The sequence below is a fragment of the Dermatophilaceae bacterium Soc4.6 genome, assembly GCA_039889245.1.
In the GTDB taxonomy this organism is placed as follows: domain Bacteria; phylum Actinomycetota; class Actinomycetes; order Actinomycetales; family Dermatophilaceae; genus Lapillicoccus.
This window is the reverse complement of sequence record JAZGVH010000002.1, coordinates 742,799-764,162: the sequence shown is the minus strand read 5'-3', so window position 1 is coordinate 764,162 and position 21,364 is coordinate 742,799. Positions and strand designations below refer to the sequence as shown.

The following is a 21,364-nucleotide window of genomic DNA, read 5'->3' as shown; positions in this document are numbered from 1 at the left end:
TGACCCGTTCACCACCAGTCTCCGCACCGCAGAAACAAGTGACATTGGGGTCACGCCCAAAGGTCTGCATCCAGACCATTGACGTGGGGACCTCGGTGGTGTTCGCTGTGACCCACGCCATCCGGGGACGGCGGACCGACCCGATCCCAGACGACTCGAGGTTCCCATCGTGAGCGCGACCCCCAGCACCGCACCCTCCGACTCCTCCCGGCCCGAGCACGACGACGAGGCCACCCTCGCCGCCCTCGGCTACAAGCAAGAGCTCCACCGCGGGATGAGCGGCTTCTCCAACTTCGCCGTCTCCTTCTCCATCATCTCCGTCCTCTCCGGCTGCATCACGACCTTCTACCTCGGGATGGACGCCGGCGGGCCGATGGCCATCACGCTCGGCTGGCCACTCGTCGGCGTCTTCGTGCTCTGCGTCGCTCTGGCGATGGCGGAGATCTGCTCGTCCTACCCCACAGCGGGCGGGCTCTACTTCTGGGCCGGCCGGCTCGCCGTGCGCGGCAAGCGCCACTGGGCGTGGTACGTCGGGTGGTTCAACTTCCTCGGTGAGGTCGCCGTCACGGCGGCGATCGACTACGGCGCGGCCATCACGTGGATGGCCCTGCTCAACCTCGTCTTCGGCCTCGAGGTCTCGCTGACGAGCACCTTCGTCGCCTTCGTGATCATCATCGGCCTGCACGGTCTGCTCAACACCTTCGGCGTCAACCTCGTGCGCCTGCTGTCCAACATCAGCGCCTGGTGGCACCTGGGTGGGGTCGCGGTGATCGTGGTGGTCCTGGCCGTGGTGCCCGACAAGCACCAGTCGATCAGCTGGACCTTCACCTCGACCGCCAACGAGACGGGCTTCACCAACCCGGTCTACGTCTTCCTCATCGGGCTCCTGCTCGCGCAGTACACCTTCACCGGCTACGACGCGTCGGCCCACATCGCCGAGGAGACCAAGGGGGCCGCCGTCGAGGCACCCAAGGGCATCGTGCGCTCCGTGTGGGTCTCGATCATCGCCGGCTGGGTGCTGCTCATCGCCGTCACGGCGGCCATTCAGGACTACGCCGCCGAGCGCGGCTCGGCGACCGGCCTCCCCCCGGCGCAGATCTTCATCGACGCCGCTGGCAGCTCCCTGGGCAAGATCCTGCTGCTCATCTGCGCCGTCGCCCAGTTCTTCTGCGGTATGGCGTCGGTGACCGCGAACTCCCGCATGTCGTATGCGTTCTCGCGCGACGGCGCCCTCCCGGGGTCGCGTCTGTGGGCCCAGGTCAACCCCCGCTCGGGCACCCCCACCAACTCGATCTGGCTGTGCGTTGGCTGCTCGATCGTGCTCACGCTGCCCGCGCTCAAGACGACGGTCGCCTTCTTCGCGGTCACGTCCATCGCCGTCATCGGGCTCTACATCGCGTATGCCGCGCCGATCCTCCTGCGCCGGCTCAACCCCGAGTTCCGCGACGGACCGTGGACCCTCGGCCGCTGGAGCACGGTCATCGGGTGGGTCGCCATCGTCTGGGTCGTCTTCATCGTCATCCTCTTCATGCTGCCGGCCTACGCCCCGGGCACGTTCGGTGACGACACCTTCAACTACGCCCCGATCGCCGTCCTCGTCGTCCTCCTCTTCGCTGCAGTGATGTGGGTGCTCGTCGGGCGTCACCACTTCATGCGCGAGGTCCCCGCGGGCCACGACACCATGCCGGCGGAGAAGCTGCTGGGATGACGCACCTGCAGGCGGTCGACGGGTCGGGAGGCCCGGCCGGGCACTGGCTCTCCGACGCCGTCCTGCGGCCGGTCACGACCAACACCTTCGAGTCCACGGTCGAGCAGCTGGCGACCGCGGTGCGGCTGGGCGTCTTCGCCCGCGGGGAACAGCTGCCCCCGGAGCGCGAGCTGGCCGAGCGGCTCGGGGTCAGCCGGGTCACCCTGCGCGAGGCCATCGCGGCGCTGCGGCAGTCGGGCCTGGTGACGACGAGACGAGGTCGGGGAGGTGGCAGCGTGGTGGTCTACGAGGGGCCGCACATCGCCTCCCACCGGCCGGCCGGTGGCATCGTCGGGCGGCGTGGAGCGGCGCTCGCCGACGCCCTGGAGTTCCGTCGCGTCGTCGAGCCCGGTGCCGCCGCCCTCGCCGCCCGTCAGCCGCTGTCGGCCGACCAGCGGGGCTGGCTCTGCGAGGCGCTGCAGGAGACGGCCCGCTCCAGCGAGCCCACCGCCCACCGGCTGGCCGACTCCCGCCTGCACCTGGCCGTCGCCACCCTCTCGGGCTCACCGATGCTCATCGAGGCCGTCACCCGGGCCCAGGCCGCGCTGCACGAGCTCCTGACGGCGATCCCTGTGCTGCCCCGCAACATCGCCCACTCCGACGCCCAGCACCAGCAGGTCGTCGACGCCGTCCTCGCCGCCGATGCCGAGGCCGCCAGGACGGCGATGGAGGAGCACTGCGACGCAACGTCCGCCCTGCTGCGCGGGCTGCTCGGATGACCCCCCTTCCCCCACCCCACCCCCAGGAGCCCTCCATGCCGCACCAACTGCTGACGCTGGGTCAGCTACGCACCGACATCGAGTCCGGCGCGGTCGACACGGTCGTCGTCGCCTTCACCGACGTGCAGGGCCGTCTGCAGGGCAAGCGCATCCACGGGGCGTTCTTCCTCGACAGCGTCCTGCCGCACGGCACCGAGGGATGCAACTACCTGCTCGCGGTCGACGTGGACATGAACACCGTCGACGGCTACGCGATCTCGTCCTGGGAGAAGGGTTACGGCGACATGATGTTCGACCTCGACCTCACGACCCTGCGCCGCACCCCCGGGCAGCCCTACTCCGCCACCGTGCAGTGCGACCTGTCGTGGCTCGACGGGAGCGGGCCGGTGCGGCCGTCGCCGCGCTCGGTGCTCAAGGCGCAGGTGGACGCAGCGGCGGCGCTCGGGACCGTCGCCCACGCCGGCACCGAGCTCGAGTTCATCCTCTTCGAGGACACCTACGAGCAGGCCTGGGACCGGAGGTACCACGGGCTCACCGGTGCCAACCGCTACAACGTCGACTACTCGATCCTCGGTGGCACGAAGGTCGAGCCCCTGCTCCGCGAGATCCGCAACGAGATGTACGCCGCCGGTGTCACGGTCGAGAGCGCCAAGGGGGAGTGCAACCTCGGCCAGCACGAGATCGCCTTCAAGTACGACGAGGTCGTGCGCACCTGCGACAACCACGTGATCTACAAGACGGCCGCGAAGGAGCTCGCCGCCAGGCACGGCCAGTCACTGACCTTCATGGCGAAGTACGACCAGCGCGAGGGCAACTCCTGCCACATCCACCTGTCGCTGCGGGGCGTCGACGGCTCGATGGTCTTCGCCGACGAGCAGCGTGAGGGCGGGCGCAGTGCCATGTTCGAGCACTTCATCGCTGGAGTCCAGGCCACCATGCAGGACTTCACCCTCCTCTACGCTCCCAACGTGAACTCCTACAAGCGCTTCCAGGCCGGGTCGTTCGCCCCGACTGCCGTGGCCTGGGGCAGCGACAACCGCACCTGCGCCCTGCGCGTGGTGGGTCACGGGGCGGGGCTTCGGGTGGAGAACCGGTTGCCCGGGGGCGACGTCAACCCCTATCTCGCGGTCGCCGGCATGCTCGCCGGCGGGTTGCACGGCATCCGGGAGCAGCTGCCACTCGAGCCGGAGATGGTCGGCAACGCCTACGTCAGCGACAAGCCGCACGTGCCGGGCAGCCTGGCTGCCGCCCGCGACCGGTTCGCCGGGTCGGCCCTGGCCCGTGAGGTCTTCGGCGACGACGTCGTCGACCACTACGTCAACGCCGCCGACGTCGAGCTGGCCGCCTTCTCGGCCACCGTCACCGACTGGGAGCGGGTCAGGGGGTTCGAGCGCCTGTGAGCACCACCACCACCACCGGCGGGAGCACCGGCCCGAACGCCGCAGGCGGCACGTCGTACGACGTCGTCAACCCCGCGACCGAGAGCCTCGTCACCTCGGTGCACCTGGCCGGTCTCGAGGAGACCGACGCGGTGATCGCGCGCGCCGACGCGGCCGGGCCGGCCTGGCGGGCCGTCGCCCCCGCAGACCGCGGGCGGCTGCTGCGGCGCTTCGCCGACCTCGTCGACTCCCACCTCGAGGAGCTGGCGCAGCTCGAGGTGACCAACGCCGGGCACACCATCGGCAACGCCCGCTGGGAGGCGGGCAACGTGCGCGACGTCCTGACCTACTTCTCGGCCGCCCCGGAGCGCAACTTCGGCCGCCAGATCCCCGTGGCCGGGGGGATCGACCTCACCTTCCACGAGCCGCTCGGCACGGTCGGGATCATCGTGCCGTGGAACTTCCCCATGCCGGTCGCGGGCTGGGGCTTCGCGCCGGCCCTCGCCGCCGGCAACACCGTGGTGCTGAAGCCCGCCGAGCTCACCCCCCTCACCGCGATGCGTCTGGGAGAGCTGGCCCTCGAGGCGGGCGTCCCCGAGGGTGTCTTCACCGTGCTGCCGGGCGCGGGGCCGGTCGTGGGTCACCGGCTGGTCACGCACCCGGCGGTCCGCAAGGTCTGCTTCACGGGCAGCACCGTGGTCGGCCAGGGGATCATGCGGGGGGCCGCCGAGCAGGTCAAGAAGGTCACGCTCGAGCTCGGGGGCAAGAGCGCGAACATCGTCTTCGCCGACGCCGACCTCGAGAAGGCCGCGGCCACGGCGCCCTACGGCGTCTTCGACAACGCCGGGCAGGACTGCTGCGCCCGCAGCCGGATCCTGGTGCAGGCCAGCGTCTACGACCGGTTCCTCGAGCTGCTGGAGCCGGCCGTCAAGGGGGTCGTCGTCGCCGACCCGGGGGCCGAGAGCACCGAGATGGGCCCCCTGATCAGTGCCGGGCAGCGCGAGCGGGTGCGGTCCTTCGTCGAGGACGCGCACGAGCCGGTCGACATCGCCTTCCGGGGCGAAGCGCCTGCAGGAGAGGGCTTCTGGTATCCCGCGACCGTCGTGCTGCCCCGCTCCACGAGCGACCGGGTGTGGCGCGAGGAAGTCTTCGGACCCGTCGTCGCGGTCCTGCCCTTCGACGACGAGGCCGACGCCGTCGCGAAGGCGAACGACACGGCATACGGGCTGGCGGGGTCGATCTGGACCCGCGACATCGGTCGCGCCCTGCGGGTGGCCCGTGGCGTCGAGGCCGGCAACCTGTCGGTCAACTCGCACAGTGCCGTGCGCTACTCCACGCCCTTCGGGGGGATGAAGGCCTCGGGTATCGGGCGCGAGCTCGGGCCCGACGCGCTCGAGGCCTTCTCCGAGGTGAAGAACGTCTTCATCGCCACCGATTCCTGAGACACCATCCGCACCACACGAGCAGGGAGAACGAACGACATGGCAGGACGCCTCGAGGGCCGCGTGGCCGTCGTCACCGGAGGATGCAGCGGCATCGGTCTGGCGACGGTCCGACGCTTCGCGCAGGAGGGGGCCCACGTCGTCGTGGGCGACCTCGACGAGCAGACCGGGCCGCAGGTCGCGCAGGAGGTGTCGGGCACCTACGTGCGCTGCGACGTCACCTCGCCGGACGACGTGGAGGCGCTCTTCGCGACGGCCAGGCAGACGTGGGGCAGCGTCGACATCGCCTTCAACAACGCGGGCATCTCACCGCCGGAGGACGACTCGATCCTCACGACCGACCTCGAGGCCTGGCGCAGGGTGCAGGAGGTCAACCTCACCAGCGTCTACCTGTGCTGCAAGGCGGCCCTGCCCTACATGCTCGAGCAGGGGAAGGGGTCGATCATCAACACGGCGTCCTTCGTGGCGGTGATGGGAGCCGCGACCTCGCAGATCTCCTACACCGCGAGCAAGGGTGGGGTGCTGTCGATGTCGCGCGAGCTCGGGGTGCAGTTCGCCCGGCAGGGGGTGCGCGTCAACGCGCTGTGCCCTGGGCCGGTCGACACGCCCCTGCTGCGCGAGCTCTTCGCGTCCGACCCCGAGCGGGCGGCGCGACGGCTCGTGCACATCCCGATGGGCCGCTTCGCCGACCCCGACGAGATCGCGGGGGCGGTGCTCTTCCTGGCCAGTGACGACTCGAGCTTCGTCACCGCCTCGCAGTTCCTGGTCGACGGAGGGATCGCGGGCGCCTACGTCACGCCGCTGTGACGACGCGACCGGTCATCGGGGTCACGACCTACGTCGAGCCGGCGTCGTGGGGAGTCTGGTCGCAGGTGCCCGCGGCCCTGCTGCCGTATGTCTACGTGCGCCAGCTCGAGGCCGCGGGAGCCGTCGTGGTGCTCGTGCCACCGCGCGAGGACGCGGACGACGCGCTCGCCCACGAGGTGCTCGGGCGCCTCGATGGGCTGGTGATCGCCGGGGGCCCCGACGTCGACCCCGCGAGGTACGGCGCGACCCCCCACCCCGCGGTGCAGGCTCCGCGCCCCGACCGCGACGAGCTCGAGCTGCGGCTGGCCCGGGCGAGCGCGACCCGCGACCTGCCGGTGCTGGGGATCTGCCGGGGCATGCAGGTGATGGCCGTTGCCGCCGGGGGCGAGCTCGAGCAGCACCTGCCTGACCGGGCCGGGGTGGTCGAGCACGCCGGCGCACCCGGGGCCTACGCCTCCCACGCGGTGACGACGGTTGACGGCACCCGGCTCGCGCAGGCCGTCGGTGGGGGTCTCGACGTGCCGTCGTACCACCACCAGGGGGTGCTGAGCCACCCCGGCTACCAGCCGGCCGCCTGGGCCCCCGACGGCACCCTCGAGGCCTTCGAGGATCCGCAGCAGCAGTTCCGGGTGGCGGTGCAATGGCACCCCGAGGTCGGCGACGACCCTCGCATCTTCCGGGCCCTCGTCGCAGCGGCAGGCGAGGTGGCATCGCGACGACCCTGACCCGTCGCTGCGTCCGCGTCGCGGAGGGCTAGAGCCAGCGGCGGCGCGGACGCGCACAGCACGAGATGACGGAGTGACCACATGATGAGACAGTCGTCCCATCTGGTGGCACAGCCGTGGCACAGTGACCGGGTGATGACCGAAGCCGCCAGGGTGACCCCCTCGCTCATTATCGGCTAGCGCGACGAGACCCTCCTCGTCGCGCAGACCTCCCTGACCCGGGAGGTCTTTTTGTTGCCCGGCCATCACCCCCGGACGGGCGGCAGCGACAGGGAGGGCCTCGTCGGCCCGGGCGCCCCGCGCCTTCTCGCGACGAAAGAGCACCCATGTCCGTCACGTCGGCCACCCCGCCCGCCCTCGCCGGCCTGCACGTCTACGACACGACCCTGCGCGACGGTGCGCAGCAGGAGGGTCTCAACCTCTCGGTCGCCGACAAGCTGACGATCGCCCGGCACCTCGACGAGCTGGGCGTGGGCTTCATCGAGGGGGGTTGGCCGGGAGCCAACCCCAAGGACACCGAGTTCTTCGCGCGCGCCGCCGCCGAGCTCGACCTGCGCACGGCGACGCTGACCGCGTTCGGCGCCACCCGGCGAGCCGGCTCCCGGGCCTCCGACGACCCCCAGGTGCGGGCCCTGCTCGACTCGCAGGCCTCGGTCGTGACCCTCGTCGCCAAGACCCACCTGCGACACGTGCACGAGGCCCTGCGCACCACCGCGGAGGAGAACCTCGCGATGATCCGCGACACGGTCTCCTTCCTGCGGGGTGAGGGCCGCCGGGTCTTCCTCGACGCCGAGCACTTCTTCGACGGCTACCGGGCCGACCGCGCCTACGCGCTCGAGACGCTGCGGGTGGCCGCCGAGGCCGGAGCCGAGGTGGTCGCCCTCTGCGACACCAACGGTGGCATGCTCCCAGCCCAGATCGAGGACGTCGTCGCCGACGTCCTCGCCGCCACCTCGGCGCGCGTCGGTATCCACTGCCACAACGACACCGGGTGCGCCGTGGCCAACTCGATGGCTGCGGTCGCGGCCGGTGCCACGCACGTGCAGGGCACCGTCAACGGCTATGGCGAGCGCACCGGCAACGCCGACCTGCTCACCGTCGTGAGCAACCTGCAGCTCAAGCTCGGTCACGACCTGCTGCCCCCCGAGCGCCTGCGCGACGCGACCCGTCTGGCGCACGCCATCAGCGAGGTGACCACGGTCCCGCCCTACAGCCGGCAGCCGTATGTGGGGGCGAGCGCCTTCGCGCACAAGGCCGGTCTGCACGCGAGTGCCCTCAAGGTCGACCCGGACCTCTACCAGCACACCGACCCGGCCGCAGTCGGCAACACCATGCGGATGCTGATCTCCGACATGGCCGGTCGGGCCAGCATCGAGATGAAGGCACGAGAGTCGGGCATCGACCTGTCGGACCGGCCGCAGGTCGTCGTCGACCTGCTCGCGCACGTCAAGGACCTCGAGCTCCGGGGCTACACCTTCGACGCCGCCGACGCGTCGTTCGAGCTGCTGCTGCGCCGCACGGTGCACCCCGGTTCGCTCGACTACTTCGCCGTCGAGTCGTGGCGGGTCATCACCGACGCCCGCGGCGGCGACGAGGCGCTGTCGGAGGCGACGGTCAAGGTGGTCGCCGGCGGCCTCCGCTCGGTCGCGACGGGAGAGGGCAACGGGCCGGTGAACGCCCTCGACCACGCGCTGCGCCAGGCGCTCGCCGCGGTCTACCCCGAGCTCGAGCGGCTCGAGCTCATCGACTTCCGCGTGCGCATCCTCGACGCGTCGCACGGCACCGACGCGATCACGCGCGTGCTCATCGAGACCGCCGACGGCGAGACGTCGTGGCAGACGCTCGGTGTCGCCGCCAACATCGTGGAGGCGTCGTGGCAGGCGCTCGCCGACGGCATCACCTACGGCCTTCACCGCCACGGGGTGCCGCTGCGCTGACGGGTGTCGGCGCACGATCGTGACGGGTGTCATCGGCGCCGGCCCGGTGGGCCGGTCAGGATGGGCGCATGAGCCAGGCCGACGAGCACCAGCCCACCACGAGCCGCACCCCGTATGCCGCGCTGCGCGTCGGTGACGCCGAGCGCCAGGCGGCGATCGCGGGCCTCGGCGAGCAGTGGCGGGCCGGGCGGCTCGACCCCGCGGAGCACGAGCGCCGCACGACGGCAGCCTTCTCCGCGACCACCCGCGGTGATCTCGACGTGCTCTTCGCCGACCTGCCGGGCGAGCCGGGGGTGGCGGCCGGCGGGCCGACCCCCGCGAGCCATCCGGTGGTCGCACCTGCCGCCCCCGTGGCGACGACGGCGCAGGAGGGGACCTCCTGGGTGGCCCGCAACCGCGGCGCGATGTCGACGCTCGTGCCGCTGGTCGCGACCCTGTTGTTCTTCCTGACGAAGAGCTGGTACTTCTTCCTGCTCGTCCCCATCGCCTACACCCTGCTCGGGACCCACCACGGTGGGCACGAGCGAGACCGACACCGCGGTCGTCGGCGGAGCCGCTGACCACCGCCGCCGGCGGGCGCCCGGGTTCCGTCGTCGGCGGTCACCCGACGGCGAGCAGGGTGTCGCACACGACGAGCAGACGCCGACGCAGCGCATTGGACCGCTCTGCGAAGGCCCGCTGGGCGGCGACGTAGGCCGCCCTGCCCTCTCGCGTCTCGATGCGCACGGGCGCGTAGCCCAGCTCGCTGAGGTCGTAGGGCGCCGCCCGCATGTCGAGCTCGCGGATCTCTCGGGCCAGGTCGAAGCAGTCCATGACCAGGTCGGAGGGCACGGCCGGGGTCAGCTTGTAGGCCCACTTGTAGACGTCCATCCCGGCATGGAGGCAGCCCGGCTGCTCCATGGCGGCCTGGGTCTCGCGGGTCGGGCGCAGCGTGTTGAGCGGGACCGCCTCGGGGGTGAAGAAGCGGTAGGCGTCGATGTGCGAGCAGGTCACCGGGTGGCTCTCGACCACGGCGTCGGTGCCCTCGGCGCCGAGGCGCAGTGGCCAGTCGGCGTGTCGCTGCTCGTCGGGCCGCAGCCGGTAGGCCATCGCCCACTCGTGCAGACCGAAGCAGCCGAGGTGGGCCGGACGCCCGAGCGTGCGGCCGAGCAGCTCGCGCACGAAGCCCACGCTGGCGCCCCGGACGGCGAGGAACGCGTCCGTGTCGAGGGTGACGGTGTCACCGTCGACGCGCATGAACCGCCAGGTCGCGCGCTCGTCGGCGCAGGCCCCGGCGAGGGCGACGCCGACACCCGGGTGCCACCGCCGCAGGTGCGACGGCTTGTGGTTGTAGTAGGTGAAGAGGAAGTCCTCCACCGGGTGCGCGCGGCCGTCGCTGCGCCGCGTGCGGTGGGCGCAGGTGGCGTCGTCGACGCGGGCCGCGTGGGCGGCTTCATCCGGGCGCCACTGCTCCTGCGGCCGCACCTCGACGCCCTCGACCACCCTGCTCACCCACCCGATCGTACGGACCCCGGGCGCGACTCGACGCAGCGTCGACGCAGTTGACGCCAGGAGCTGCATGCCTCGACTGCCTCGACGCTGCGTCAATTGAGGTCGGGGCCGCTCTAGGGTGGGGGCATGCGCATCGCGAGGTACACCACCGGTGACGACCCGTCGTACGGCGTCGTCGAGGGCGAGCCGGGCAGCGAGGTCGTGCACCCGCTGCAGGGGGACCCGCTCTACGTCGGCATCGTGCCCGCCCCCGGCGGCTCGAGCGTGCCGCTCGAGGAGGTGCGGCTGCTCGCGCCGGTCATCCCGCGCAGCAAGGTCATCGGCATCGGCAAGAACTACGCCGACCACGCGGCCGAGATGGGCGGAGAGCTGCCCGACGAGCCGCTGATGTTCCTCGTGCCCAACACCGCCGTCATCGGGCCCGGTGACCCCGTCGTGATGCTGGCGGCCAGCGACACCATCCACTACGAGGGTGAGCTCGCGGTCGTCATCGGCAAGATCTGCAAGGACGTGCGGGTCGAGGACGCGGGCGCCTGCATCTGGGGCTACACGGTGGCCAACGACGTCACTGCCCGCGACCTGCAGACGAGCGACGGCCAGTGGTCACGGGCCAAGGGCTTCGACACCTCGAAGCCGCTCGGGCCGTGGATCGAGACCGAGCTCGACCCGAGCGACCTGCGGCTGACGACCCGGCTCGACGGCGAGGTCGTGCAGGACGGCACGACCGCCGACCTGGTCTTCGGGGTGGCCCAGCTCGTCTCGTATGCGTCGTCGGCCTTCACCCTGCTCCCGGGCGACGTGATCCTCACCGGCACACCGGCCGGGGTCGGCCCGGTCCTGTCCGGCCAGCGCGTCTCGGTGGAGATCGAGGGCATCGGCACGCTCGACAACCCCTTCCTGCGCCGCTGATCCCTCGCGCGCGCGCCGGGCCGCGGGGGGCTACCGTGGTTCGCATGAGCAACGGATCGCTGACCGCGCAGGACCTCGAGCAGCTGTCGAAGCAGCTGGCCGCCGACCCGCGGCACAAGCTGCTGCAGAACGCCCTCACCCGCAACCAGGTCGACGCCGTCGCGCTCGACCACGACGTGCTCGTCTCGGCGCAGCGCACGATGTCGCACCAGCTCGACGACTGGTCGGTCACCAACCAGAAGCAGAGCGGGCGATGCTGGCTCTTCGCCGGGCTGAACCTGCTGCGTGTCGGGGCGGCCGAGCGGCTGGGCGTCAAGGACTTCGAGTTCAGCCAGAACCACCTGCTTTTCTGGGACAAGCTCGAGAAGGCCAACTTCTGGCTCGAGGCGGTGATCGAGACCGCGTCGCGCGACGTCGGTGACCGCACGGTGACCCACCTGATGACCGACCCGACGGGTGATGGTGGGCAGTGGAACATGTTCGTCGCCCTCGTGCGCAAGTACGGCCTCGTGCCGAAGTCGTCGATGCCCGAGACGGTCGCCTCCTCCAGCACCCGCCAGATGAACCGCGACCTCACCAGCGTGCTGCGACAGGCGGCCCGCGACCTGCGGGCCCGTGCGGCCGCCGGCGACGACGTCGACCAGCTCCGCGAGGCGAAGTCGGCCGTGCTCTCGACCGTGCACCGGATGCTGTCCCTCCACCTCGGCACCCCACCCGAGACCGTCGACTGGCAGTGGCGTGACAAGGACAAGGCCTTCCACCGCGACGGCGTGCTCACCCCGCAGGAGTTCGCCGCGCGCTATGTCACCGTGCCGCTCGACGACTACGTCAGCCTCGTCGACGACCCGCGGGCGTCGAGCCCCCGCGGGCGTTCCTTCACCGTCGAGTTCCTGGGCAACGTGCTCGACGCACCGCCCGTGACCTACCTCAACGTCGAGATCGACCTGATCAAGCGGCTGGCTCGCGAGACCATCGTCGCCGGGGAGCCGGTGTGGTTCGGCTGCGACGTCGACCAGATGTACGAGAAGGAGACCGGGGTCTGGGACGCGGCGCTCTACGACTACGACGCGGTCTACGGCACGACGACCGACCTGCCCAAGGCCGACCGGCTGCTGCACGGGGCCACGATGATGACCCACGCGATGCTGCTGACGGGGGTGGACGTGGTGGGCGGCGAGGACGCCGAGGGCGGCGAGCCGGTGGCCCGACGCTGGCGGGTCGAGAACAGCTGGGGCGAGAAGGACGCCGACAAGGGCTTCTTCACGATGAACGACAGCTGGTTCGCCGAGCACGTCTTCGAGATCGCCGTCCGGCGCGACGCCCTCCCGGAGGAGCTGAGGGCCCACCTCGACGACGAGCCCCTGGTGCTACCGGCGTGGGACCCGATGGGCGCCCTCGCCCGCTGACGGGAGGTCGGCGGGCCGGGGGCTCTGCCTTCAGGCCCGCCGGGCGCTCGCCGGCACGAAGGACACGTCGGCGGCGGGGGAGCCGACGTGCCAGCGCACGGCTGCCCCGACCACCACGGCGGCGGCGACCACGGCGGTGACCTCGGCCGTGGCGGTTCGGCCGGTGGTGGTGCGGGGCGTGGTCGTCAGTCGCCGGACGAGCTCGCCGAGCACGGCCACCAGGCGACGATGACGGCGACGCTGACCCAGATCCAGCCCCGCTGGGTGACCAGCGGCCACGCCGCGTCGAGCACCATCGAGGCGGCGACCAGCCGGCCGGTGGCGCCGCGCCAGTAGGCTGGCTCCACCATGAGCGACGCACCGAGCAGCCCCACGAGCCCCGTCCCGCCGTCCGCCCCACGACTGCGGGTGGCCCCGTCGCCCACGGGCGACCCGCACGTCGGCACGGCCTACATGGCGATGTTCGACCTGGCCTTCGCGCGGCAGCAGGGCGGTACCTTCCTGCTGCGCATCGAGGACACCGACCGCGCTCGCTTCCAGGCCGACAGCGAGAGCCAGCTCTACGACACCCTGCGCTGGCTGGGCCTGACGTGGGACGAGGGCCCCGACATCGGTGGCCCCGTCGCGCCCTACCGGCAGAGCGAGCGGCTCGACCACTACCGGCCGTATGCCGACCGCCTCCTCGCCGAGGGCAAGGCCTACCTGTGCTGGTGCTCCGGCGAGCGGCTGACGACGATGCGCGAGATCCAGCAGAAGGCCAAGGAGCCGACCGGCTACGACCGGATGTGCCTGGGCAAGACGCGCGAGGAGCGGGCCCTGCTGCCCGGCTTCAGCGAGACGCCCGTGGTGCGGATGCAGGTGCCCGACGATGTCGAGCTCGTCTTCGACGACCTCATCATGGGGCCCACCAAGGCCCCGCACCCCGACGACCAGGTGCTGCTCAAGGCCGACGGCTTCCCGACCTACCACCTGGCCGTCGTCGTCGACGACCACGAGATGGGCATCACCCACGTGGTGCGCGGTCAGGAGTGGATCTCGTCGACCCCCAAGCACCTGCTGCTCTACCGCTGGTTCGGTCTCGAGCCGCCTCGCTTCGCGCACTTCCCGCTGCTGCGTGACGAGAAGAAGGCCAAGATCTCCAAGCGCAAGAGCCCGTGGGCGCGGCTCACGTGGTTCCGTGAGCAGGGTTATCTGCCCGAGGCGCTCGTCAACTTCCTTGCGCTGCAAGGATATCCGCCGATTCTCGAGGCCGACGGCACCGAGCGCGAGGTCTTCACCTTCGCGGAGTTCTCCCAGCGCTTCACGTGGAAGGACGTCAACCCGGCCGGGTCGGTCTTCAACCTCGACAAGCTGGGCTGGCTCAACGGCGTCTACGTGCGTGAGCTCGAGACCCGGGAGCTGGCCTCGCGGGTGCTGCCCTTCCTCCAGCGCGACGGCGTCCTCGGCGACTCGCCGTCCCTGGGCGAGCTGGGCCGGCTCGAGCAGGTCACCGCCCTCATCCAGACCCGCATGGTGCTGCTCACGGAGGCCACTCCGCTCGTACGCCCGTTCTTCGTCGCCGACGACGTGCTCGAGGTCGCCGCCGACGCCCGCGCCCAGCTGAACGACGACGCCCCGCGGGTGCTCGACGCCGCCATCGACGCCGTGGAGGCCCTGCCCGACGAGCACGGAGGTCCGCTCGGCTCTGACGCCAGCTTTGCCGCGGAGGCCATCGAGGCGGCGCTCCGAGCGGCCATCGTCGAGGGCCTGGGCGTCAAGCCCAAGTTCGCCTTCGGCCCGTTGCGCACGGCGGTCTCGGGGCAGCGGGTCTCGCCGCCGCTCTTCGAGTCGATGGAGATCCTCGGCAAGGCCTCGACCCTCACCCGTCTGCGGGCTCTGCGCGCCACGCTCTGACGACGGGTGGATTTGGGGTGCCGGTGGGCGGGCCGGTAGAGTTTGCCCTCGGTTCGCCTTCCTCTTCCACGGAGGCCGGTTGACACCCCATGGGGTATGGTGTAATTGGCAACACGGCTGATTCTGGTTCAGTTGTTCTAGGTTCGAGTCCTGGTACCCCAGCGTTCGTCGCCGCTCCACGCAGACGGCAACGATTCGGAGAATGTCCTGCCAGACGGTAAGATCTACTCCGTTGCCCGCGCCGGAGACGGTGCCGGGAGCACAGCTAGGGCCCCGTTGTGTAGCGGCCTAGCACGTCGCCCTCTCAAGGCGGTAGCGCGGGTTCGAATCCCGTCGGGGCTACCAGGCCGATTCCCTTGTCTCACAGGGGGATCGGCCTTTTGCTATCCCGTGGGATGCGGGGCGATGTCGGCTCGGCTACACATCGGGTGCACAACCGCGCGTGTGACGCTGCGGTGGGGCGCAGAGGGTGGGGGTGCAGGCCGGCGTGGCCCAGGGGCCTGGCGGCGTCGCTCAGGACGGTGCCGTGGAGTTCCTGCGCCCGCATCTCGCCGCCCCTGAGGGGGGAAACCGGCTCTGAGGGGTCGCGGCCGGCGGCGCGAGCGGCCAGGTCGTCGACGAGGAAGCGGGGGATGAGCGGGTGGTTAGCTCGCCTCGTCGCTGAGGACCGCCTGCAGCGACTGAGGGCGGAACCTGCTGGCGAGGCTGACGAGGACGAGGCCGACGACGGCCCAACCCACCGCGAAGTACCCGGGGAGGTTGTAGGGCGAGTCGGGGATGGGCCAGAAGTTGCGGTAGAAGACGTAGCCAAGGAGCACGACGGCGACCACCGGGAGCACGAGGTGCAGCAGCCAGCTGAACGCAGCAGGGACGTGGTTGCGGTAGAAGACGGGCAGCGCGATGTTGCCGAGGATGTAGATCATCAGGGCGCCGGCGGTCAGGGTGATGGCGAGGACCCCGAAGCCCACCAGGGTGCCCCAGACGGCGCCGGCGGTGAGCGAGATGACCAGGGCGAGGGCGGAGATGATCGCCGCCGCGACGTGCGGGGTCCGGTAGAGCGGGTGGACGGCACCGATCTGCGCGGGGAGCAGACCGTTCCGGCCCATGGACATCAGGACCCGGCTGCCCTGGTTGATCGTGGCGAGGGAGCATCCGAAGGAGGAGTTGGTGATGGCGAAGAAGACCACCAGGGTGCCGATGCCGAGCACGCGGTTGGCCATGGTGTCGAAGGGGGCGGCGTCGGAGAAGAAGTTCCCGAGGTTGGCCAGGCCGTAGCCGAAGACCGCCGCGACCGACATGAACAGGTAGAGGGTGCCGAGGATCAGCACCGAGAAGAGCACGGCGCGCGGCACGTTACGGGTCGGGTTGTCGGTCTCCTCCGCCATGGGAGCCGCCGACTCGAAGCCGACGAAGTTGAGGATCCCGAAGACGAGACCGAGGCCCAGGACGCCCTCCCAGCCCGAGGGTGAGCTGCTGAGGCTGAGGTCGCCCAGGTTGATCGGGCTGACCGGGTTGACGAGTAGCGAGACGCCCAGGACCACGAACACCGCGATCTCGAACGCGCCCGCGATCATCGTGATGCGGGCAGACCGCTGGACGCCGGTGAACGCGAGGTAGCCGACGAGCCCGAGGATGACGACCTGGAACACCCACCACGGGATGCCCAGGTGCAGGTAGGTGCTGACCAGGTCCGACGCGATGCCGGACCAGATGAGGGTGACCTCGGCCGGCAGTACCAGGGCGTAGAGGAAGTAGATCCACGCCGAGAAGGCGCCGACCTTCGGACCCAGGGCGGTCGACAGGTAGGTGTAGTAGCCGCCTGCGTGGGGCAGCTGCCGGGAGAACTGGATGATGGAGCTGGCGATGAGGAGCACGGCGAAGAGCGCGATGCTGTTGGAGATCCACAGGGCCGCCCCAGCGGCGGCGATCTGGGTGGGGAAGTCGTAGACGATCGCCGCAGCAGGCGCCATGTTGGTCATGTTCTGGAACACCACGCTGCGCAGGCCGAGGGCCCCCGTGCGCAGTTCCCGCCCGTCGGGCTGAGCGGCCACGGACCTGCCCGGCTGCACGGGGATCTCCTCGGATGGGGACACGTTGACTCCTGGTGTGGGGGTGGTTCAGGGGGGCGGTCGTCAGGGGACGAGCAGCGTGCGCAGGGCGTGCCCGGCTTCGAGGTCGTCGAGGGCGGCCACTGCGGCCTCGAGGGGCTGCCGCGACGACACGAGCTCCTCGAGCATGAGGTCACCGTCCATGTAGCGGTCCACGAGCGCCGGGATGTCGATTGCCGGTCGGACGCTGCCGTAGTTGGATCCGAGGATGCGCTGGTCGGCCTCGGCGAGCACGAGGGGCTCGAACGACGCTCGAGCCCCTGCGGGCGGGAGCCCGACGATGACCGCCGCCCCACCGAGACCGAGCATCCGGATGGCCTGCTCGGTCGTGGAGGTCTTGCCGATCGCGTCGAAGACGTAGTCGACGCCGTCGGGGAGCAGGTCGTGCAGCGCCTCCACGGCGTCGACGCCGGAGACGTCCACGGCGTCGGTGGCCCCCATGGTCAGGGCAAGAGTGGCCTTCTCGGGCCGTACGTCCATGGCCACGATGCGCTCGGCGCCCGCCAGCCTCGCGCCTTGGACGACAGAGAGACCCACACCGCCGCAGCCGATCACGACGACGCTGGCCCCGGCCTCCACCGCGGCGGTGTTCCTCACGGCACCCACCCCTGTGGCGACCGCGCACCCGATCAGGGCCATCAGGTCGAGCGGGGCGTCGTCGCGCACGCGCACCGCGCCGGACGCAGGCACGACCGCGTGCTCGGCGAAGGACGACACCCCCAGGTAGTGGTAGACCGTCTCGCCACCACGCGATAGCCGGGAGCCGCCGTACGGCAGCACGCCGCCCGGGGCGACGACCGTCGCCGCGACCAGGCACCGGGCCTCGCGGCCGGCCCGGCAGTTGCGGCACTCCCCGCACGGCGCCACCCACGACAGCACGACGTGGTCCCCCTCGGCGAGGCTGGTGACCTGCGGTCCGACCTCGACGACGACCCCCGAGCCCTCGTGCCCCATGACCAGCGGCACCGGGACCTGCCATTCCCCGCGGCGCACGTGCAGGTCGCTGTGGCAGACACCGGCAGCGGCGATCCTGACCTTCACCTCACCGGGCCCCGGCGGGGCCAGGTCGACGTCGGTGACCTCGACGGGCTGGTCGGTCGAGGTGAAGACGACGGCTCTCACAGACGGTCCCTCCGAGGGCGTGTGGGGTTGACGTGCTGGCGCGCCACACTAGGGCTCACGCCCCTCCGGTGGCAATGCCCCGGGAGAGGACCGACGGTCGGGCCTCCGCCACGACAGGGTCACCGGTGTTGTCCTCGGGTCGAGCCGCGCCCGCCCGATGGGTCCGGGAGGGGGCCCTGCCTGCCGTCCAGGACCGCGACGACCCTCCTCACGGAGCACCCACCCTGCACGGCACATCCTGTGTCTGAACTACTCATCCTGCGACCTACCTGGACGATGTCACACCCAGGCCGCTGACGACGCTGCGAGAGCGGTCTCGACCTGGCATCGGGCCAGGAGGAACCTGCCGTGAGGAGAACCGACATGGGTGCGCCCACGATCCGGCCTACCGCGCCGACGGCGCCCACGGCGCCATGACAGTCGAGGCGGGTCGGATCCTGTCGTCGGTCGTGCGCGCCTCCGGGCACCCGGATGCGGGGTTGCCGCGTCACAGGGGTCCCGGCCTGTGGGTTGGATACCTCGCCCTTGCGACGGCACTCACGTGCTGCTACTACCTGTTCCCCGCGTACCAGTCACCCGTATGGACGGCTCTGGGTCTGTCGTCCGTGGTGGCGACCGTCGTGGGGGTGCGCCGACACCGTCCGAGGCAGCCCCTTGCCTGGTACCTGCTCGCGGCCGCCGAGCTCGCCTTCATCACCGGTGACACGACCTACAACGTCCTGACCGACGTGCTCCACCAGGACAACCCCTTCCCCTCCGTGGCCGACCTCTTGTACCTCCTCACCTATCCGCTCTTCGCGGCCGGCATCTTCCTGATCATCCGGGCGCGGTCGTCGTCGCGCGACCTCCCCAGCCTGATCGACGCCGTGATCATCACGACCGGTCTGGGTCTGCTCTCGTGGGTCTACCTCATCGTGCCGAACTTCCAGGCCGACGGCCTCGACGGGCTGCAGCGCGCCACCTCGGTGGCCTACCCGGCCGGGGACGTGATGATCCTGGCCCTGCTGGCGCGTCTCGTCGCGGGTGGCGGGCTGCGCTTCACGGCCATGCGATGCCTGGTCACGGGAGCGGTAGGACTCATGGCGGCCGACTTCGCCTACGGTCTCGTCCAGCTGCGGGGATCGTGGCAGATCGGCGGCCCCGTCGACCTCGGCTGGGCCATCTTCTACATCGGCTGGGGCTTGGCCGCCCTGCACCCCTCGATGGGCCGACTGAGCGACGTCGCGCCACTGGGCAGCGTCGCCATCGGACGCGCGCGGCTGGCGCTCCTGGCCTCGGCCAGCCTCATCGCGCCCGGCGTCCTGCTCGCCGAGTCGCAGATGCACACGGACACCCCCGCGACGACGGTGGCGATCTTCTCGGCCGCCTTGTTCATCCTGGTCCTGGCCCGGATGTGGGGCATCCTCTCGGCTCACCAGCAGTCGGTCGGCCGAGAAAGAGCCCTTCGTGAGGCGAGTGAGTCTCTGGTGATCGCCCGGGGACTGCCGGACATCTACCGGGCCGCCCTCAGCAGCGTCATGTCCCTGGTGGGGTCCGAGCGGCTGCACAGCGCATCCGTCCACGTCGCCGACCCCGACGGCGTCCACTGCGTGGCCGACATCGGGGTGCGGCTCGACCCCGCCGACGTGGCCGCCCTGTGGGACGTCGCCCAGGCCGGCGGAAGCCTGAGCTCGTCCGGCACCATCAGCGTCAACCCGTTGCGTTACGACGGTGAGGACCTCGGCATGCTCGTCACGAAGGGCAGGAGCGTCCTCACGGTGGACCAGCACGACGCGCTCACCACCGTCGCATCGCAGGTGGCGCTCGCCGTCGTGAGCGCCACCCTCGTCGAGGAGCTCAGCCAGCGCAAGGTCCAGGAGCAGTTCCGCGGCATGATCCAGAACGCCTCGGACGTCATCGTGGTGGTGGACGAGTCCCTGCGGATCAGCTACGCAACCCCGTCTCTGGAGCGCGAGCTCGGGCACATCGTCCCTGATCTCGTGGGGACTCCTCTCTCTGCCTTGCTGCACCCCGACGAGTCCGCCACGGCGAACGCCCTGGTGGCCGGCATCGGGGGGCGCTCCTCCCAGGTGACCCTGAGGTCGGACTGGCGAGTCCGTCACGCCGACGACCGCTACCTGTTCTTCGAGGTCCTCACCAGCGCCCTGTCCGATGACTCCGGTGCCATCAGCTTCGTGTTGACGATGCGCAACGTCTCTGAGCGGCGGGCCCTGGAGCAACAGCTGATGCACCAGGCCTTCCATGACGCCCTGACGGGCCTGCCGAACCGCGCCCTCTTCCAGGACCGGGTCGAGCACGCGCTCACCCGGGCCGCCCGCACAGGCACGGCGATCGTCCTGGCGATGGTGGACCTGGACGACTTCAAGGTGGTCAACGACACGCGGGGCCACGCTGCGGGTGACGCGTTGCTGCTCGCCGTCGCCCAGCGCATGCAGAGGATGCTGCGCGCCAGCACCACGGTGGCACGCCTCGGTGGTGACGAGTTCGCCGTCCTCATCGAGGACGTCGAGGACAGCGCGCGGGGTCTGGACCTCAGCGAACGGGTCATGTCGCCCTTTCGCTCCCCCTACGCGGTCGACGACGAGGAGCTCCTGGTCTCGGCCAGCATCGGCGTCATGTTCAGCGGCGGCAGCGATCGCGACCTCGACTACGCCGAGCTCCTCCGGTGCGCTGACCTGGCGCTGTATGCCGCGAAGGAGGAAGGCAAGGGTCGCGTGGAGGTCTACCGCGACGAGCTGCACACCACCATGGTGAACCGGGTGAACCTCAGCGCCGAGCTCTCCCTCGCGATGGAGACCGGCCAGTTCGAGCTGCACTACCAGCCGATCGTGCTGATCGACACGGGAGAGATCCTGGGGTCCGAGGTCCTCGTCCGGTGGAGGCACCCCACCCGTGGCCAGGTCATGCCCGCGGAGTTCATCGCGTTGTCCGAGAGGACCGGCCAGATCATCGAGCTCGGGCGGTGGGTGCTCGATCGGGCCTGTAGGCAGTGGCGCGAGTGGGCAGACCTGGGGCACGTGAGCCATCGCCTGTCCGTGAATGTCTCGGCTCACCAGCTCAAGGATGCCGGTTTCGCCGACGAGGTCGGTGCGGTGCTGCGCCGTCACAGCATGCCACCCGCGGCGCTGGTCCTCGAGCTGACGGAGAGCGTCTTCGCTCTTGACACCTCCGTCATCCTGGACCAGCTGAGCCTGCTCGCCGCCTCAGGTGTGCACATCGCCGTCGACGACTTCGGGACGGGCTACTCCAGCCTGTCCTACCTGCAGCGCTTCAACGTCCACGAGCTGAAGGTCGACAAGTCCTTCGTCGACGGCTTGGGGACAGACAATCCCGACGACGGCGCCCTGACGGCCGCCATCCTGTCCATGGCGCAGTCGCTGCGGCTGGAGGTCGTGGCCGAAGGCATCGAGCGGGTGGCCCAGCGGGACGAGCTGTGGTCCATGGGGTGTGCGCTCGGGCAGGGTTACCTCTACTCCAGGCCGGTCCCCCCCGACGAGCTGCTCGCCATGCTGGCCTGCCCCCAGCCCCTCGGCCCGCCACTGGCCGTCACGGGCGGGCCCGGCGTCGCCCGACTGCAGCTACCGACGCCGATCGTCACTCTGCCCGGCGTCGCCTGAACCACCTCCGGGGTCGCCGTCGGCTCCGGACCACCGCACCATCACCCTGCGTCACCCTCCTC

General features: G+C 70.8%; 17 protein-coding genes and 2 tRNA genes. 14 read left to right on the top strand and 5 right to left on the bottom strand.

What is annotated here, in order from left to right; translation table 11 throughout:
- Nucleotides 1-169: 169 nt before the first annotated feature.
- The 8 genes from V3N99_03660 to V3N99_03625 all read left to right on the top strand — a co-directional run bounded on the left by V3N99_03660 (nucleotide 170) and on the right by V3N99_03625 (nucleotide 9,316).
- Nucleotides 170-1,708, top strand: a complete 1,539-nt coding sequence (locus V3N99_03660; protein MEO3935836.1) for an amino acid permease — start codon at nucleotides 170-172, stop codon at nucleotides 1,706-1,708.
- Nucleotides 1,705-2,466 (top strand): FCD domain-containing protein, encoded by a 762-nt coding sequence (locus tag V3N99_03655; GenBank protein ID MEO3935835.1) that lies wholly within the window; start codon nucleotides 1,705-1,707, stop codon nucleotides 2,464-2,466. Before V3N99_03660 ends, V3N99_03655 begins: the two co-directional genes overlap by 4 nt.
- 35 nt (nucleotides 2,467-2,501) lie before the next feature.
- Nucleotides 2,502-3,866 carry a glutamine synthetase family protein gene (locus V3N99_03650; GenBank protein MEO3935834.1) on the top strand — a complete coding sequence of 455 codons (1,365 nt, stop codon included), beginning with the start codon at nucleotides 2,502-2,504 and terminating at the stop codon, nucleotides 3,864-3,866.
- Nucleotides 3,863-5,287 carry an aldehyde dehydrogenase family protein gene (locus V3N99_03645; protein MEO3935833.1) on the top strand — a complete coding sequence of 475 codons (1,425 nt, stop codon included), beginning with the start codon at nucleotides 3,863-3,865 and terminating at the stop codon, nucleotides 5,285-5,287. The genes V3N99_03650 and V3N99_03645 overlap by 4 nt, the downstream gene beginning before the upstream one ends.
- Nucleotides 5,288-5,326: 39 nt before the next feature.
- Complete coding sequence (locus V3N99_03640) at nucleotides 5,327-6,094, top strand: 3-oxoacyl-ACP reductase (GenBank protein MEO3935832.1); 768 nt, start codon at nucleotides 5,327-5,329, stop codon at nucleotides 6,092-6,094.
- Entirely contained in the window at nucleotides 6,091-6,819 is a 729-nt protein-coding gene (locus tag V3N99_03635; GenBank protein ID MEO3935831.1) for a gamma-glutamyl-gamma-aminobutyrate hydrolase family protein, read from the top strand. The genes V3N99_03640 and V3N99_03635 overlap by 4 nt, the downstream gene beginning before the upstream one ends.
- 326 nt (nucleotides 6,820-7,145) lie before the next feature.
- Nucleotides 7,146-8,756: a citramalate synthase gene (gene cimA, locus V3N99_03630; GenBank protein ID MEO3935830.1), complete on the top strand. Its 1,611-nt coding sequence runs from the start codon at nucleotides 7,146-7,148 to the stop codon at nucleotides 8,754-8,756.
- 68 nt (nucleotides 8,757-8,824) lie between these two features.
- Nucleotides 8,825-9,316 (top strand): DUF1707 domain-containing protein, encoded by a 492-nt coding sequence (locus V3N99_03625; GenBank protein MEO3935829.1) that lies wholly within the window; start codon nucleotides 8,825-8,827, stop codon nucleotides 9,314-9,316.
- Nucleotides 9,317-9,356: 40 nt separating this feature from the next.
- Here the strand turns inward: V3N99_03625 and V3N99_03620 are convergent, their stop codons facing one another.
- On the bottom strand, nucleotides 9,357-10,238 hold the full coding sequence (locus tag V3N99_03620) for a 3-methyladenine DNA glycosylase (GenBank protein MEO3935828.1): 882 nt from the start codon (nucleotides 10,236-10,238) through the stop codon (nucleotides 9,357-9,359).
- Nucleotides 10,239-10,373: 135 nt separating this feature from the next.
- On the opposite strand from V3N99_03620, the gene V3N99_03615 reads away from it, so the two are divergent.
- Together V3N99_03615 and V3N99_03610 are read left to right on the top strand one after the other, a co-directional pair.
- Nucleotides 10,374-11,156: a fumarylacetoacetate hydrolase family protein gene (locus V3N99_03615; protein MEO3935827.1), complete on the top strand. Its 783-nt coding sequence runs from the start codon at nucleotides 10,374-10,376 to the stop codon at nucleotides 11,154-11,156.
- Between the two features lie 44 nt (nucleotides 11,157-11,200).
- Nucleotides 11,201-12,562, top strand: coding sequence for a C1 family peptidase (locus tag V3N99_03610; protein ID MEO3935826.1), 1,362 nt, complete (start codon nucleotides 11,201-11,203; stop codon nucleotides 12,560-12,562).
- A 30-nt stretch (nucleotides 12,563-12,592) separates the two neighbouring features.
- Here the strand turns inward: V3N99_03610 and V3N99_03605 are convergent, their stop codons facing one another.
- Both V3N99_03605 and V3N99_03600 read right to left on the bottom strand, forming a co-directional pair.
- Nucleotides 12,593-12,781 carry a hypothetical protein gene (locus tag V3N99_03605; GenBank protein ID MEO3935825.1) on the bottom strand — a complete coding sequence of 63 codons (189 nt, stop codon included), beginning with the start codon at nucleotides 12,779-12,781 and terminating at the stop codon, nucleotides 12,593-12,595.
- On the bottom strand, nucleotides 12,748-12,912 hold the full coding sequence (locus tag V3N99_03600) for a hypothetical protein (GenBank protein ID MEO3935824.1): 165 nt from the start codon (nucleotides 12,910-12,912) through the stop codon (nucleotides 12,748-12,750). The genes V3N99_03605 and V3N99_03600 overlap by 34 nt, the downstream gene beginning before the upstream one ends.
- On the opposite strand from V3N99_03600, the gene gltX reads away from it, so the two are divergent.
- The 3 genes from gltX to V3N99_03585 all read left to right on the top strand — a co-directional run bounded on the left by gltX (nucleotide 12,911) and on the right by V3N99_03585 (nucleotide 14,800).
- Entirely contained in the window at nucleotides 12,911-14,455 is a 1,545-nt protein-coding gene (gene gltX / locus V3N99_03595) for a glutamate--tRNA ligase (protein MEO3935823.1), read from the top strand. The two genes, V3N99_03600 and gltX, sit on opposite strands and share 2 nt — an antisense overlap.
- Nucleotides 14,456-14,545: 90 nt before the next feature.
- Nucleotides 14,546-14,617, top strand: a tRNA-Gln gene (locus V3N99_03590).
- A gap of 107 nt (nucleotides 14,618-14,724) precedes the next feature.
- Nucleotides 14,725-14,800 (top strand) — tRNA-Glu (locus V3N99_03585).
- Between the two features lie 299 nt (nucleotides 14,801-15,099).
- Here V3N99_03585 and V3N99_03580 read toward each other — a convergent pair.
- Both V3N99_03580 and V3N99_03575 read right to left on the bottom strand, forming a co-directional pair.
- Nucleotides 15,100-16,548 (bottom strand): APC family permease, encoded by a 1,449-nt coding sequence (locus V3N99_03580; GenBank protein ID MEO3935822.1) that lies wholly within the window; start codon nucleotides 16,546-16,548, stop codon nucleotides 15,100-15,102.
- 39 nt (nucleotides 16,549-16,587) lie between these two features.
- The gene (locus V3N99_03575) at nucleotides 16,588-17,685 is read right to left on the bottom strand and encodes an alcohol dehydrogenase catalytic domain-containing protein (protein MEO3935821.1); all 1,098 of its coding nucleotides are present in this window, start codon (nucleotides 17,683-17,685) and stop codon (nucleotides 16,588-16,590) included.
- A gap of 479 nt (nucleotides 17,686-18,164) precedes the next feature.
- Here V3N99_03575 and V3N99_03570 point away from each other — a divergent pair, with 479 nt between their 5' ends.
- The gene (locus V3N99_03570) at nucleotides 18,165-21,302 is read left to right on the top strand and encodes an EAL domain-containing protein (GenBank protein ID MEO3935820.1); all 3,138 of its coding nucleotides are present in this window, start codon (nucleotides 18,165-18,167) and stop codon (nucleotides 21,300-21,302) included.
- Nucleotides 21,303-21,364: the final 62 nt, after the last annotated feature.